Origin of the sequence: Streptomyces himalayensis subsp. himalayensis (assembly GCF_013778455.1) — a bacterium.
Lineage (GTDB): Bacteria > Actinomycetota > Actinomycetes > Streptomycetales > Streptomycetaceae > Streptomyces > Streptomyces himalayensis.
Genome location: NZ_JACEHE010000019.1, coordinates 65566 through 80761, shown reverse-complemented (window position 1 = coordinate 80761; position 15196 = coordinate 65566). Strand labels below are relative to the sequence as shown.

12 protein-coding genes and 1 other RNA gene are annotated in these 15196 nt (G+C 69.7%); 9 read left to right on the top strand and 4 right to left on the bottom strand.

Annotation, left to right across the window (positions count from 1 at the left end; all coding sequences use genetic code 11):
- The first annotated feature begins 329 nt into the window (after positions 1-329).
- The 4 genes from H1D24_RS27690 to H1D24_RS41790 all read left to right on the top strand — a co-directional run bounded on the left by H1D24_RS27690 (position 330) and on the right by H1D24_RS41790 (position 6226).
- Positions 330-2096 (top strand): serine/threonine-protein kinase, encoded by a 1767-nt coding sequence (locus H1D24_RS27690; protein WP_181660433.1) that lies wholly within the window; start codon positions 330-332, stop codon positions 2094-2096.
- 178 nt (positions 2097-2274) lie between these two features.
- Positions 2275-3537, top strand: a complete 1263-nt coding sequence (locus H1D24_RS27685) for a serine/threonine-protein kinase (protein ID WP_181660432.1) — start codon at positions 2275-2277, stop codon at positions 3535-3537.
- Positions 3538-4155: 618 nt separating this feature from the next.
- A complete protein-coding gene (gene prfB / locus H1D24_RS27680) occupies positions 4156-5262 on the top strand; it encodes a peptide chain release factor 2 (RefSeq protein WP_181660431.1) in 1107 nt (368 codons plus the stop codon).
- A 292-nt stretch (positions 5263-5554) separates the two neighbouring features.
- Positions 5555-6226: a hypothetical protein gene (locus tag H1D24_RS41790; RefSeq protein ID WP_220137307.1), complete on the top strand. Its 672-nt coding sequence runs from the start codon at positions 5555-5557 to the stop codon at positions 6224-6226.
- A gap of 400 nt (positions 6227-6626) precedes the next feature.
- Here the strand turns inward: H1D24_RS41790 and H1D24_RS27670 are convergent, their stop codons facing one another.
- Complete coding sequence (locus tag H1D24_RS27670) at positions 6627-6818, bottom strand: hypothetical protein (RefSeq protein WP_181660430.1); 192 nt, start codon at positions 6816-6818, stop codon at positions 6627-6629.
- A 318-nt stretch (positions 6819-7136) separates the two neighbouring features.
- On the opposite strand from H1D24_RS27670, the gene ftsE reads away from it, so the two are divergent.
- The 5 genes from ftsE to ssrA all read left to right on the top strand — a co-directional run bounded on the left by ftsE (position 7137) and on the right by ssrA (position 11026).
- Positions 7137-7826 (top strand): cell division ATP-binding protein FtsE, encoded by a 690-nt coding sequence (gene ftsE, locus H1D24_RS27665; RefSeq protein WP_181660429.1) that lies wholly within the window; start codon positions 7137-7139, stop codon positions 7824-7826.
- A 48-nt stretch (positions 7827-7874) separates the two neighbouring features.
- Positions 7875-8792, top strand: a complete 918-nt coding sequence (ftsX, locus tag H1D24_RS27660; RefSeq protein ID WP_181660428.1) for a permease-like cell division protein FtsX — start codon at positions 7875-7877, stop codon at positions 8790-8792.
- 68 nt (positions 8793-8860) lie between these two features.
- Positions 8861-10036 carry a S41 family peptidase gene (locus H1D24_RS27655; protein WP_181660427.1) on the top strand — a complete coding sequence of 392 codons (1176 nt, stop codon included), beginning with the start codon at positions 8861-8863 and terminating at the stop codon, positions 10034-10036.
- An 18-nt stretch (positions 10037-10054) separates the two neighbouring features.
- On the top strand, positions 10055-10534 hold the full coding sequence (gene smpB / locus H1D24_RS27650) for an SsrA-binding protein SmpB (RefSeq protein WP_181660426.1): 480 nt from the start codon (positions 10055-10057) through the stop codon (positions 10532-10534).
- Between the two features lie 123 nt (positions 10535-10657).
- Positions 10658-11026, top strand: a transfer-messenger RNA (tmRNA) gene (gene ssrA / locus H1D24_RS27645).
- A 260-nt stretch (positions 11027-11286) separates the two neighbouring features.
- Here ssrA and H1D24_RS27640 read toward each other — a convergent pair.
- The 3 genes from H1D24_RS27640 to H1D24_RS27630 form a co-directional block, all read right to left on the bottom strand.
- Entirely contained in the window at positions 11287-11700 is a 414-nt protein-coding gene (locus H1D24_RS27640; RefSeq protein ID WP_181660425.1) for a type II toxin-antitoxin system VapC family toxin, read from the bottom strand.
- Positions 11697-11927: a FitA-like ribbon-helix-helix domain-containing protein gene (locus H1D24_RS27635; protein WP_181660424.1), complete on the bottom strand. Its 231-nt coding sequence runs from the start codon at positions 11925-11927 to the stop codon at positions 11697-11699. Before H1D24_RS27635 ends, H1D24_RS27640 begins: the two co-directional genes overlap by 4 nt.
- 208 nt (positions 11928-12135) lie before the next feature.
- Positions 12136-15021 carry a glycoside hydrolase family 3 protein gene (locus tag H1D24_RS27630; protein WP_181660496.1) on the bottom strand — a complete coding sequence of 962 codons (2886 nt, stop codon included), beginning with the start codon at positions 15019-15021 and terminating at the stop codon, positions 12136-12138.
- Positions 15022-15196 lie beyond the last annotated feature (175 nt).

The following is a 15196-nucleotide window of genomic DNA, read 5'->3' as shown; positions in this document are numbered from 1 at the left end:
CCCAGGAGGTGATCCCGGCAACCGACACCCCCGGCGGCGCGTCTTTCCCCACCACAACCCCACCACAAAGGGAAGCGGCTCGGGGAGGGGTGCAACGAGAACCACAGGAAGTCGACAGGCCGGAGCTCCGGTCGGTCCCACTACAGTGGATCGGAACGCTGGGACCGCCAGGGTCAGTCCCCTTCCGAAGCCGTCAGGGCAGCCGGGCGGGCGAGCACAGACCAGCAGAGCAAGCACAAGAAGCACAAGAAGCACAAGCAAGCTGAAGCAAGCACACCAGTGCGAGCAACAGACCAGCCAGGGCAAGTAGCAAGCAGGGAGCGCATGACGTGCGGCCGGTAGGCAGCAAGTACCTGCTCGAGGAGCCGCTCGGACGCGGCGCCACGGGCACCGTCTGGCGAGCCCGCCAGCGGGAGACCGCGGGCGCAGAAGCGGCCGTGCCGGGTCAGCCCGGCGAGACTGTGGCGATCAAGGTCCTCAAGGAGGAGCTCGCCAACGACGCGGACGTCGTGATGCGCTTCCTGCGCGAGCGCTCCGTGCTCCTGCGGCTCACGCACCCGAACATCGTGCGGGTGCGCGACCTCGTCGTCGAGGGCGATCTGCTCGCCCTCGTCATGGACCTGGTCGACGGCCCGGACCTGCATCGCTATCTCCGTGAGAACGGCCCGTTCAGCCCCGTCGCCGCGGCCCTGCTGACCGCCCAGGTCGCCGACGCGCTGGCCGCGAGCCACGCCGACGGCGTCGTGCACCGCGACCTCAAGCCCGCCAACGTCCTGCTGAAGCAGGAGGGCGGCCAGATGCACCCGATGCTGACCGACTTCGGCATCGCCCGCCTGGCGGACTCGCCGGGCCTGACCCGCACGCACGAGTTCGTCGGCACGCCCGCGTACGTCGCGCCGGAGTCCGCCGAGGGCCGCCCGCAGACCTCCGCCGTCGACGTCTACGGCGCGGGGATCATGCTGTACGAGCTGGTCACCGGCCGTCCGCCATTCGCCGGCAGCTCGGCCCTGGAGGTACTCCACCAGCACCTCAGCGCGGAACCGCGCCGCCCGTCCACGGTCCCCGACCCCCTGTGGACGGTCATAGAGCGCTGCCTGCGCAAGAACCCGGACGAACGCCCCAGCGCCGAGAACCTCGCGCGCGGGCTGCGCGTCGTCGCCGAGGGCGTCGGCGTGCACGCGAACTCCGCGCAGATCGCCGCCGCGGAGGGCGTCGGCGCGCTGCTTGCGCCCGACCCGTTCCCCGCCACGGTCCCGGGCATCCCGGGCGCCGCCGACCCCACGCAGGTGCTGCCCAACAACGCGGCAGCGAACGCAGGGGCGAACGCGGGTGCGTACGACCCGAACGCGGCGACCAGCGTCATGCCGCACACCGCCGGTTCCGGCGCTGCCGATCCGACCGCCGCCCTGCCGAACCGGGGCGCGCCCGATCCGACCGCCGTCATGCCGTCGATGCCGCAGAACCAGCCCGGCGGGCAGCACCCGTCCGGCGGGGCGCCCGAGGACCCGCACCCCTGGCAGAACCAGCTGCGCGCGGCCCGCGACAGGAACGAGCAGACGCAGATCCAGTACCTGGACCCGAACGAGGACCCGCTGCGGCGCCGGCCCCAGCGCCAGGTCGCCCGCCCGCAGCCGAGCCCTCAGCAGCAGCGGCCGCAAGCGCGTCCGCAGGCTCAGCCGCAGCCGTACGCGCCGCAGCGACAGCAGCCGCAGCGGTACGCCCCCGCGCCTGCATCCCAGCCACAGCCCCAGCGGTACGCCGAGCCGCCGCGGCAGGCGCCCCGGCCGGAGCGCGAGCCCCGGCAGCCGAGGCAGCGCAGCGCCAACCCGATGCGGATCCCGGGACTCGGCTGCCTCAAGGGGTGCCTGTTCACGATGGTCATCCTGTTCGTCGCGGGCTGGCTCATCTGGGAGCTGAGCCCCCTCCAGGAGTGGATCGGCACGACCAAGGGCTACTGGCAGCAGCTGTCGGACTGGTTCACCACGGTCTCGGACTGGATCGGCGAACTCGGCGGCGGGTCAGGCTCCGGAACGGGAACCGGGTCCGGTTCCGGGATGGGAACGGGGTCCGGGTTCGAGTCGTGGCTGGGGCAGTAGCGAGCGAGTCTGGGGATTTGTCGACATCTGCAGGGTGATTTCCTCCTCGGAAGTGAAGGTTGGCTCCACGGCCGCGTAGTTTTGTCGGCTGAAGCCCGGGGCCCGCGGTGGCAGCCGCTGATTGCGCCCGGCCCCCGGGAGAGCACAGTGTGGCCAACACGCGTCCGTAGGAGCAGTCTTGGCACGGAAGATCGGCAGCCGGTACACCGCCCACCAGATCCTGGGACGCGGCAGCGCCGGCACGGTGTGGCTGGGTGAGGGCCCGGAGGGGCCCGTCGCCATCAAGCTGCTGCGCGAGGACCTCGCGTCCGACCAGGAGCTGGTCGGACGCTTCGTCCAGGAGCGCACCGCGCTGCTCGGCCTGGACCACCCGCGCGTGGTCGGCGTGCGCGACCTGGTCGTCGACGGCAACGACCTCGCGCTCGTCATGGATCTCGTACGCGGTACGGATCTGCGGACCCGGCTCGAGCGCGAGCGCCGGCTCGCCCCGGAGGCCGCGGTCGCCGTCGTCGCCGACGTGGCCGACGGACTCGCGGCCGCGCACGCCGCCGGCATCGTGCACCGCGACGTGAAGCCGGAGAACGTTCTGCTGGACATGCAGGGGCCGCTCGGTCCCGGCGGTTCGCATCCCGCGCTGCTCACCGACTTCGGTGTGGCCAAGCTCATCGACACGCCACGGCGCACCCGTGCCACGAAGATCATCGGCACTCCCGACTACCTCGCGCCGGAGATCATCGAGGGTCTGCCGCCGACGGCCTCCGTGGACATCTACGCGCTGGCCACCGTGCTGTACGAGCTGCTCGCGGGCTTCACACCCTTCGGTGGCGGGCATCCCGGGGCGGTGCTGCGGCGGCACGTCACGGAGACGGTCGTCCCGCTGCCGGGCATCCCGGACGAGCTGTGGCAGCTGATCGTGCAGTGCCTGGCCAAGGCCCCCGCCTCACGGCTGCGGGCCTCCGAGCTCGGGGCGCTGCTTCGGCAGCAGCTGCCGCTGCTCGTGGGGATGCCGCCGCTGGACGTGGACGAGCCGGACGAGGAGCCGGCGGACGACGCCGACGCGTCGCCCGGGCCGGCCGGACCGGCGTACGACGATCCGGCGCCGTCCCCTGACCGTGGGGCGGCCCGGCGGGGCGCTGTGCCGCTGGTGCGGGGGGCTGCGCCCGACTCGAACCGGGACACGCATACGAGCATGCGGGTCCCGGCGCCCGACGAGCTCGCCGGGGGCGCTCGCGGTACGGCGCGGGCTCCGCGGGCCGCGGGGGCACCGCGGCCGGGGTCCGCGCGGCATCGGGCCGCGGCTCGGCGGCGGCGGATCACCCTGGGGGTGGCCGGGGCGGTGCTGGCGGCCGTGGTGGGCGTCGGGACGTGGCTGGCCACGTCGGGGAGTGACGCGGACGCGACGCCCCAGGACGCGGAGACCTCGGCGCCGGCCGTTCCCTGACACCGTCTGGGCCGCCTCCGGCGGGGTGCGCCTCTGGCCGGTGGGTGGGTGCCCGCGTGCGACGTCCGGCCGGTGGTGGGCTGGTGCGCCGCCTGCCGGTGGGTGGGTCGGGGCCGCGCCGGGATGTACTCCCCCAGTGCCTTAAGGGCCTGGGATGTGCCCCCAGGTCTGGCGCCGAGCCGTTGTTTTCGGACGGCGCCGGACGATTGCGCCAGCCTCCCCCAGTGCCTTAAGGGCCTGGGAGGTACCTCCAGCGGGCGCACATCCCGCCACGTCCCCTTCGGCCTGTACGCGGCTGCTGGCCGGTGGCCGGTGGCCGGTTCGGCCTGGCGGCGGGCGGGGTGCAGCGAGCCGCTGACCGTTGTGGGCAATCGTTCCTCCCCCAGCTAACGCTGGGAGGTGCCCCCAGGCGATGGGGGCACCTCCCATGCCCTTAAGGCAATGGGGGAGGGTGGGCACAACCCACGACCTCGGGCCACCGCGTGCATGTTGTGCAGCGCGACGAGGGTGGCCGCCACCCAGGCGGCGGCTACCGACCGTATTGCACGCACCACGCAGTGGTGGGGCCCCCGACCAGAGGGGGAAGCGAACGTTGCGCCAGCCGTTAGGCTGGAGGGCGTGGCAGTCGTCGATGTATCCGAAGAGCTCAAGTCCCTCTCCTCGACCATGGAGTCGATCGAGGCCGTCCTGGACCTCGACAAGCTGAGGGCAGACATCGCCGTGCTCGAGGAGCAGGCGGCCGCGCCGTCCCTGTGGGACGACCCGGACGAGGCGCAGAAGATCACCAGCAGGCTCTCCCACCTGCAGGCCGAGGTCCGCAAGGCGGAGGCCCTGCGTGGGCGGATCGACGACCTCGGCGTCCTTTTCGAGCTCGCCGAGGCGGAGGACGATCCCGAGACCCGCGCGGAGGCCGAGCAGGAGCTCGCCGACGTCCGGAAGGCGCTGGACGAGATGGAAGTCAGGACGCTGCTCTCGGGTGAGTACGACGCCCGTGAGGCGCTCGTGAACATCCGCGCGGAGGCCGGCGGGGTCGACGCCGCCGACTTCGCCGAGAAGCTGCAGCGCATGTATCTGCGCTGGGCCGAGCAGAAGGGCTACAAGACCGAGGTCTACGAGACGTCGTACGCGGAAGAGGCCGGCATCAAGTCGACCACCTTCGCCGTCCAGGCGCCCTACGCCTACGGAACGCTCTCCGTCGAGCAGGGCACCCACCGCCTCGTCCGGATCTCGCCCTTCGACAACCAGGGCCGCCGCCAGACCTCCTTCGCCGGTGTCGAGGTGCTCCCGGTCGTCGAGCAGACCGACCACATCGAGATCGACGAGTCCGAGCTGCGCGTCGACGTCTACCGTTCCTCGGGCCCCGGCGGCCAGGGAGTGAACACGACGGACTCCGCGGTCCGCCTCACCCACATCCCCACCGGCATCGTCGTCTCCTGCCAGAACGAGCGCTCGCAGATCCAGAACAAGGCCACGGCCATGAATGTTCTGCAGGCGAAGCTGCTCGAGCGGCGCCGCCAGGAGGAGCAGGCCAAGATGGACGCCCTCAAGGGCGACGGCGGCAATTCCTGGGGCAACCAGATGCGTTCGTACGTCCTCCACCCGTACCAGATGGTCAAGGACCTCCGTACCGAGCACGAAGTCGGCAACCCCGAGGCCGTGTTCAACGGCGAGATCGAGGGATTCCTGGAGGCCGGAATTCGCTGGCGCAAGCAGCAGGAGAAATAGCCTGCCGCTTTGTCGACAAGGCAACTGTCGCTCTCGGAGCGGCAGTTGCCTTTTGTGTTCCTGATTGTCTGCCTTTTACATCACACTCACATGTCTTTACGGCGGTCAAGTAACCGCATATCCGGCATCGCGTACGCAACGACCTTGACGTTGCTGTGAAAACTGGGAAGGCTAACGCGCGGCATGCGTATCACTGGGGCGCGTGTGAACAGGGGGCCGGCTCACCGGAGTTGCCCCGCCGCTGCCCCGGGCGCTGCTCCATTGACGATCAGCTACTGGGGGTAGCAGGCAGATGACCAAGAAGACGCGGATCCGTGTGGCGCGTATAGCAGCCGGTGCGGTGATCGCCGCCGGCGCTTCGCTGACCGCCGCCGGTGCCGCTTCGGCCCTGGATGTCGGTGTCGACCTGGGTGTCGTCGGCGTCGGCGCGCACGCTGGCGAGGACGGCATCGGCGTCGACGTGAACGTACCGGCCGCCGACGAGCCGGAGGAGCCGGCCCCGTCCGACACCGGTATCCCGGGGGACCCCGCCGACCCGGCGGACCCGGCAGACCCGGCTGACCCGGGTGACCCGGGGGACGGGGACCCGGCCGACCCGGCTGACCCCGCCGACCCGGCGGATCCGGCTGACCCCGCCGACCCGGCGGACCCGGCGGACCCGGCCGACCCCGTCGAGCCCACCGACGAGCCCACGGAGCCGACCGAGGACCCGACGGAGGGCGGTGGCATCGGCGGTGGCAACGACAACACCGACCCCGACGGCGGCTCCCAGCCCGTCGAACAGGGCGAGGGCAAGGAAGCGCTCACCGACACCGGCTCCGAGTCGGCGGCGGACGAGGGCGAGCTCGCCGAGACGGGTGCCGCCGAGACCACCTTCCTGCTGATCGGTGCCGCCACCATGATCGCCGGTGGCATCGGCTTCCGTATGCTGCCGCGCCTCATGGGCGGCCGCGCCGCCGTCTGATCAGCGGCGACGTCGTACGCGTACGACGCATCCGCTGTGATGCATGAGCAAGGGCCCGGAGCGCTTCTCGCTCCGGGCCCTTGTCGTCGACTCCGGCAGTTCGTGAGGTGCCCTCCATCGTCCCGCTGTGCGTGTCGTCACGTTGCGTGAGGGGCCGACTTCAGCGCTGGGGGGACATCCGGGCCCGTGGGCGTCAGGGGTGACGGTGGGTGACTAGGGCGTGTGTCGAAAGTCCCGCCTGCCCCGCGACGCCTGGCACGCACGCTCGCAGCGTTGCCGAAACGCCCGAATAGCTCCGCTATTAGGGCGTTCCGGCGCCTTGCGATCGCACGCACCAGACGCCGCGGGGCCCGCCCTTCGGGCGGACGACGGGACTTTCGACACACGCCCTAGTGCGTACCTACGCCGTCTGGTGTGCCAGCAGCGCGACGGCCGCGATCAGCACCACGAGCAGCGCTATCAGCGCCATAGGGTTGAGGCCCCCGAAGGGGCCTTCCTGCTGCAGCCGCTCCCGGTTCGCACGGCATACGGGGCAGCGGCCTTCAGTCACGGGCGCAGCGCAGTTCGCGCACACCAGTCGGTCGTAGGTCATGCGCTTGCCCTCCTTGCGCCCGAACCGGCGCCGCTCCCGCGGAGCTGGTCGTCTGCCGCCGGGGTCTGCTCAGTCGATGGTTGCGATGTCTTCACCTGAACAACGGTCCGCGGCGGGCCGCTGTTCCCCCTACCACTGTGCCAGCTTCTGCCGATTTCGGCGCGACTCCTCGGATCCTGCCCCGTCCCGCCGGATTCAGCCCGTTCCGTTCCGTGACAAATCGCGCAACCGGAGAGCAAGTGAGGACGCCGACTGCGCCCCGGCGCCAGGTTCGCGTATGGTCACGGTCACCTACCCCCGGCGACCCGTGGTGCATCCGTGATCCGATTCGACAACGTCTCCAAGGTCTACCCCAAGCAGACCCGCCCCGCTCTGAGGGAAGTGTCCCTCGAGGTCGAGCGTGGCGAGTTCGTGTTCCTGGTCGGGTCCTCCGGCTCCGGGAAGTCCACCTTCCTGCGGCTGGTCCTCCGCGAGGAGCGCGCCAGCCACGGACAGGTGCATGTCCTGGGCAAGGACCTGGCGCGGCTGTCCAACTGGAAGGTGCCCCAGATGCGCCGCCAGCTGGGGACCGTCTTCCAGGACTTCCGGCTGCTGCCGAACAAGACGGTCGCTGAGAACGTCGCGTTCGCGCAGGAGGTCATCGGCAAGTCACGGGGCGAGATCCGCAAGTCCGTGCCGCAGGTGCTCGACCTCGTCGGGCTCGGCGGCAAGGAGGACCGGATGCCCGGTGAGCTCTCCGGCGGTGAGCAGCAGCGTGTCGCGATCGCGCGGGCCTTCGTCAACCGGCCCAAGCTGCTGATCGCCGACGAGCCCACCGGCAACCTCGACCCGCAGACCTCCGTCGGGATCATGAAGCTCCTCGACCGCATCAACCGGACCGGCACCACCGTCGTGATGGCGACCCACGACCAGAACATCGTGGACCAGATGCGCAAGCGCGTCATCGAGCTGGAGAAGGGCCGCCTCGTCCGCGACCAGGCGCGCGGCGTCTACGGCTACCAGCACTGACCGCCCGAGCATGAAGCACCTGTCCATGGAAAGGCCTGAGTAGACGCCATGCGCGCCCAGTTCGTCCTGTCGGAGATCGGCGTCGGTCTCCGCCGCAATCTCACGATGACCTTCGCGGTCGTCGTCTCCGTCGCCCTCTCACTGGCCCTGTTCGGCGGTTCGCTGCTGCTGCGCGACCAGGTCAGCACGATGAAGGGCTACTGGTACGACAAGGTCAACGTCTCGGTCTTCCTCTGCAACAAGAGCGACGCCGAGTCGGACCCCAACTGCGCCAAGGGCGCCGTCACGACGGAGCAGAAGAAGCAGATCGAGAGCGACCTGGACAAGATGTCGGTCGTCGAGAGCGTCACGCACGAGTCGGCCGACGAGGCGTACAAGCACTACAAGGAGCAGTTCGGCGACTCGCCGCTGGCCAGCTCGCTCACTCCGGACCAGATGCAGGAGTCGTACCGCATCAAGCTGAAGGACCCGGAGAAGTACCAGGTCATCGCGACCGCCTTCGACGGTCGTGACGGTGTCCAGTCCGTGCAGGACCAGAAGGGCATCCTGGACAACCTCTTCGGGCTGCTCAACGGCATGAACTGGGCGGCGCTCGCGGTGATGGCGCTGATGCTGATCGTCGCGCTGATGCTGATCGTCAACACCGTGCGTGTGTCGGCGTTCAGCCGGCGGCGCGAGACCGGGATCATGCGGCTCGTCGGCGCGTCCAGCTTCTACATCCAGATGCCGTTCATCATGGAGGCCGCGGTCGCCGGTGCCATCGGTGGTGTGGTCGCCTGCGTGATGCTGCTCGTGGGCCGGTACTTCATCATCGACCACGGCCTCGCGCTCTCCGAGAAGCTCAATCTGATCAACTTCATCGGCTGGGACGCCGTACTGGCCAAGCTGCCGCTCGTCCTCGCGATCGGGCTGCTGATGCCGGCAATGGCGGCGTTCTTCGCGTTGCGCAAGTACCTGAAGGTGTGACGCATGACCAGAGCGCCGCGCGGTCCAACGCACCGTGCGGCGCTCTGCGTTGTCCTAGACTCACCGTCATGTCAGGTCTTGACCTGTTCTCCAAGCCCCGCCGCGTGCGCCGCGGGGCGACCCTGACATTGGTCTTCGCGGGCGTGCTGGCCACCGGCGTGGCCACCGGTTCTTGGAACACCGATCCCGGTCAGTCCCGTAAATCCCCCTCCGACCCCCTCGGTTCGGTCTCCGCCGCCCACGAGAAGGACGTGACCGAGGCCGCGGCCCAGGCGATGGCCGACGGCAAGTCCGTTACGGAGGCGGCCGAACGTGTCGTCAGCCGCAGCGGGGACCGCTGGGGCGCGGTGTACTCGCCCGACGAGTACGAGAAGTTCGAGCAGGCCCTCGAAGGCGAGTACACCGGTGTCGGGCTGTGGGCAGGGCGAGCCGAGGACGGGCGGATCCAGGTGGCCCGCGTCCAGTCCGGCGGGCCCGCCGAGCGGGCAGGCATCCGCGCGGGAGACTGGCTGCGCACCGTCGACGGCGAGCGCATAGCGGGCCGGCCCACCACCGAGGTCGTGGCCCTGCTGCGCGGCGACGAGAAGAGCGCGGACGCCGGCAGCCCCGTCACCCTCGGTATGGAGCGCGGCACGCGCGCGTGGAGCGTGACGCTGCACCGGGCCCTGCTCTCGACGGACTCCGTCACCGTCCGGCACCTCCGGGGCGGCACCGTGCTGATCAAGATCGCGGCCTTCACGAAGGGCTCCGGCGACCGCGTGCGGTCCGCCGTGCGGGACGCACCCGCCGGCGCCGGCGTCCTGCTGGACCTGCGCGGCAACTCCGGCGGCCTGGTCAGCGAGGCCGCGACGGCGGCCTCCGCCTTCCTGGACGGCGGCCTCGTGGCGACGTACGACGTGCGGGGCGACGAGCGTGCCCTGCACGCCGACCCGGGCGGCGACACCGAGAGACCCGTGGTCGCGCTCGTCGACGGCGGCACGATGAGCGCGGCGGAGCTCCTCGCGGGCGCCCTGCAGGACCGCGGCCGTGCGGTCGTCGTGGGCTCCAGGACCTTCGGCAAAGGCTCCGTGCAGATGCCGAGCCGGCTGCCGGGCGGCTCCGTCGCCGAGCTCACCGTCGGCCACTACCGCACCCCGTCGGGGCGCGCCGTCGACGGCAGGGGCATCACTCCCGATCTCGAGGCCCGCCAAGGTGCCCAGAAGCAGGCCGAGACGGTATTGAGTGGCCTCGGGGACCCCTCGTAGTGCGAAAATGGCCGCACTATGGCAAAGGAAAAAGGGCGCAAGCTGATCGCGCAGAACAAGAAGGCGCGGCACGACTACCTCATCATCGACACCTATGAGGCCGGTCTGGTCCTCACCGGTACCGAGGTGAAGTCGCTGCGTCAGGGGCGAGCCTCGCTGGTGGACGGCTTCGTGCAGCTCGACGGCGGCGAGGCGTGGCTGCACAACGTGCACGTGCCTGAGTACAGCCAGGGGACCTGGACCAACCACAGCGCCCGCCGCAAGCGGAAGCTGCTGCTGCACCGCGCGGAGATCGAGAAGCTGGACTCGAAGTCCCAGGAGACCGGTCACACGATCGTGCCCCTTGCGCTGTACTTCAAGGACGGCCGCGCCAAGATCGAGATCGCGCTGGCCAAGGGCAAGAAGGAGTACGACAAGCGGCAGACGCTGCGCGAGAAGCAGGACCGGCGTGAGGCGGAGCGAGCGATGTCGGCGGTCCGGCGGAAGCAGCGGGCCTGAGTGCCGCGGCGCGGCCGGGGGAACCCGGGCGGGCGGGCGGAATAGGCTGGCACCCTCGAGCGTTGGTCACGTACGATGGCACCTGCCCCTCACAGAGGGGGCGCCGTTTTGAAAAATCAACATGGGGATGATCGGTTTCGACAGCGGCTGTCGAAGCAGGGGAAGCGTGTCGAGGAAGCGGCCATGATCTCGTAAACCACAGGCCGAAAAAAATAATCGCCGAAACCAAGCGCGATTCCTTCGCCCTCGCTGCCTAAGTAGCGACTCGCGAAGTGTCAGCCCGGGGCTGTTCCCGACCCGGATCCTGGCATCAGCTAGGGGACTAAACCTTGATCCCGGTCACGGGGTGAAGAGGGAAACCAAACAGTGACTGAGCCCGTCGGAGACTTGTCCGCGTGATCTCCGGGGCCGAGAAAAGCGAAGCGGACTGCACACGGAGAAGCCCTGGTTCCGCACCGTTGGACGCGGGTTCGATTCCCGCCATCTCCACCACCCCATGTGGCCCCTGACCTGCGATTACGTCGACAGGTCAGGGGCTTTCTGCATGTCTTGGGAGCGCGGCGGGGGCACGAGTGTCCCCGCACCCGTGACAAAGCACTTGCCCCTGGCGTTTGCCAGCCAGGAGGGCATGACGATGAGCGCGGGAAACGGCGGTCTTCTTCGGCCGGACGTCGTCGAGGTGTCCTCGGCGCGCTGGTCGAGTGCGGCGAGCACGGAACCGGCGGCGGCGGGAGCGCAGCGCGGAGGGTGGGCTAATGGCTGTCGGCCGCGATGACCTCGATGGTGCAGCGGGCTTGGTTGCCCATGCCTTTCTTGATGCGGGCATCGGCAGTGACCAGCGGCACGCCCAGGGCCTCGGCGAGAGCGACGTACTGGGCGTCGCAGGCCGAGAGGTTGGCGTGCAGCTTCTGCACCCGGCTCCAGAACGGCAGCGTCTCTCGCTTGATGATGGGGAGGAGCCCGTAGGCGTCGATCGCCTTCTCGGTCTCCTTCTCGGTGATCTTGCCACCGCGTCGCATTCCAAGGAGCGCGGACATGACCTCGTAGTCCAGCAGGGTGGGGGAGTAGACCTCGTTGGCCCGGGCGATGCGGGTGCGAGCCTTGTCGCCCTCGGGAGTGTGCGCTGTGAGGGCGGTGATGAGGGCGGAGCAGTCGATGACGATCAACGTCCGGCCCTGCCCTCGTCGATGGCGGCGAGGATGTCGGCGTTGCTGATCTCTGCGGTGGTCTCCCGATTCAGGCGCTCCATCATCTGCGCCATGGTGGGCTTGGAGGTCTCGCGTGCGATGAGGTCGAGCAGGAACACCTGGAGGGACTGCCCGGCCTCAGCGGCCCGGATCTTGAGCGTCTGGACCTGTTCTTCCGGGACATCACGGATGGTGAGCGCAGTCATATCTGCACTCTATCAGCGATGCATGCATTTTGCAGATTCAACTCGCTGGCAGACCCAGACCGTCTGGGCGGCGCCGGAGCGATCTGGGCCGCGCCGGAGTGAAGGGAGAAGGGGGCCGGGACCCGCTCGGTGGCCCGCGGGGCGGGTCGGGTGGGGGAACTGCCGTAAAGCAGTGGAGCTCCGTCCGCCGAGCTGGTCCCGGCTCAGGTCAGCGCAACGAGAAGGTGGCCAGTCGCAGGCCCTCGCTGAGCACCAGGTACACGTCCTGGCGGCCCTTCGCGGCGGCCGAGAGGTTCCCGGTCACCGTTTCGTATGTGTACGTCGAGCCCGTGTCGGGAGTCTTCGCCGTACCCACGAGTGTGCCGGCCGGGGAGCCCAGGCGGATCTCGACCGTCCCGGGGACCGTCCCCGCCACGCGTGCCGTGAACTCAGCCGCGCCCGCACCCAGCTGCGCATCGGCGAACTTCAGCCATGCGCCGGGGCCCGTGGCGCCCACCGAGGTGCCCCGTGCCTTCGACTCGTCGACGAGCCGGATGCCCTCGTAGTCGTCGAAGTTCTCCGCGCGCGTCGTCTTCGTGAGGTCGCGGGCCGGGATCGTCTCGCCCTTCACCTTCACTGACGTACGGGTGCGGATGTCCTCGGCCGAGGCTCCGACCAGCACGTCGTACGTGCCGGTCTCCACGACCCACTTGGAGCGCGTCACGTCCCAGTGTGCGAGGTCCAACGCCCCGACCTTCAGCTTCACCGTCTTCGTCTCGCCCGGCTTCAGCGACACCCGCTGGAACGCCTTCAGCTGCTTCAGCGGCTGCTTGTCGCGGGAGACCCGCTGGTGGGTGTAGAGCTGCACGACCTCGTCGCCCGCCCGCTTGCCGGTGTTCGTGACGGCCACCTCGTAGCCGCCACTGACCGGCCTCACCTGGCCGTACGCGAAGGTCGTGTACGACAGCCCGTACCCGAAGGCGTACAGCGGATCGCCCTTGAAGTACTGGTAGGTGCGGTCGTACTTGATGTTGTCGTACTCGAGGATCGACGGGAGGTCCGTCTCGGACCTGTACCAGGTCTGGGTGAGGCGGCCGGCCGGGTTCACGTCGCCGAACAGGACGTCGGCGAGGGCGTTGCCCGTCTCCTGGCCCGCGTGGGTGGTCCACAGGAGGGCCGGGATCTCCTTCTGGAGGTCGCCGAGCGTGGTCGGGTAGCTGTTCTCGACGACCACGACCGTGTTCGGGTTGGCCGCCTTCACCGCCTTGACCAGGGCTTCCTGCGAGTCCGCCAGGCCCATGTCGGTGCGGTCGCGGGTCTCGCGGCCGTTGATCGCGGGCATCGATCCGACGACCACGACCGCCGTGTCCTTGCCCTTCACCGCCGCCACCGCCTCGTCGACGCCGCTGCGGACCACGTCCTTCGTGTAGTGCGCGGCGTTCTCCTTGGCGACGAGGCCGAGCGTGCCGTCCTCGCCCGTCGGGCCGAGGTAGGTGGGGTTCGACCACCAGGACTCCTCGGTCTCGTAGCCGGCGTAGCGCAGCAGATACGTCCCGTCGTCCTGCTTCTCCAGCTTGAACTGCTGCTGCACGAACCAGCCACCCGGCTGTGCCTGGTCGTTGACGAAGTTCGACCAGTTGTAGCCGATGTACTTGCCGTTGGCGGCCGAGCGCAGCGTCAGCACGCCCTGGCCCCAGTCAAACGCGTCGAACTGCGTGTCCACCGAGGCGGTCGTCGCGCTCTCCTTCAGCGGCTCCCCGTCGGCGTCCGAGCCCGCCGTGACGTACTTGCCGGTCTCCGTGTTCTTCAGCGCGATGCGGTCGACGGCCTCGCTGCTCGTGACGTCACCGGAGGAGCCGAGCTTGTTCGCGATGCCGTCCTTGGGCGTCACCTCGTACGGCAGGGTGCCCGAGTACCAGTCGGTGTAGAGGGTGTCGGCGAGCGGGCCGACGACCGCGACCTTCTTCGTGTCCGACGCCTTCAGCGGCAGGGCCTTGCCTGCGCGGTTGTCGTTCTTGAGCAGCACCATCGCGTCGGCCGCGGCCTCGCGGGCGAGCTTCTGGTGGGCCGGGCTGTTGACGACCGACTTGTCGATCTTGCCGTAGGGGCCGCCGTCCGGATCGAACTCGCCCAGCCGGACCCGGATGTTCAGGATGTGCCCGGCGGCCTCGTCGACGTCCGACTCCTCAAGCAGGCCGGTCGACAGGGCGTCCTTGACCGCGGTGGTCGTGGGCGCGGAGTTGGCGTCGTCCCCGGTGAAGCTGTCGATGCCCGCCTTCAGCGCGGCCGCGTCGGCCTCCGCCTGTGTGTCGTAGTACTTCTGGCTGTTCACGAGGTTGCCCGGTGCCCAGGCGTCCGTGACGTTCAGCAGCTCCTGGTCGGTCCAGCCACGCACGGTGTCGTCGAGCAGCGGGGTCACCGTCGCCGGGCGGCCGTTGACCAGGTTGTACGACGTCATCACGCCGGTCACCGCGTCGGCCTCGATCGCGGGCTTGAACGCCTGCTCCTCGTACTCCTTGAGGACCCGCGGGCGCAGGTCGGAGGAGGTGCGGTCGCGGCGGATCTCGTTGTTGTTGGCGAGGAAGTGCTTGATGGTGGGGGCTGTCTTGAGGTGGTCGGGGTCGCCGCCGGTCAGGCCCGTGCCGTAAGCCGTGGCCATGCTGCCCGTCAGATACGGGTCCTCGGAGTAGCCCTCCTCGTTGCGGCCCCAGCGCGGGTCGCGCAGCGGATTGGCCACCGGTGCCCACACGTTGAGACCCCAGCCGGCCGGGCGCTCCTGCTGGAAGCCGCGGGTCTCGTCGCCTACCGCCGAGCCGACCTTCTTGATCAGCGCGGGGTCCCAGGTGGAGGCGAGGCCGACGGCCTGCGGGAAGACGGTGGTCTTGCCGAGCCAGGCGACGCCGTGCAGGGCCTCGGTGCCGGTGCGGAACGACTGGATGCCGAGGCGCGGGATCGCGGACTGGTACTGGTGGAGAAGCGAGATCTTCTCGTCGAGAGTGAGGCGGGAGAGCAGGTCGTCGACCCGCTGGTCGACGGAGAGCCGCGGATCGCGGAAGGGGTAGGCCGGGTCGTCGGCAGCGGCGGGGGTGGTGGCGGTCGCCCCGAGTCCGGCCATCAGGGTCAGGGCCAGGACCGGTATGGCTCTGCGTCGTGCTCTTGCTCCCGCTCTGCGCGGTCTCGTACCTCTCACGTTCACGGCTCCTTCGGTGTGCGTCGTTGCAACTGACGAAGTGATGCGACTACGTGGGGGAGTGGGCGGCCGTTTCGACGTGGGGGCGCCTCCGCGGTCG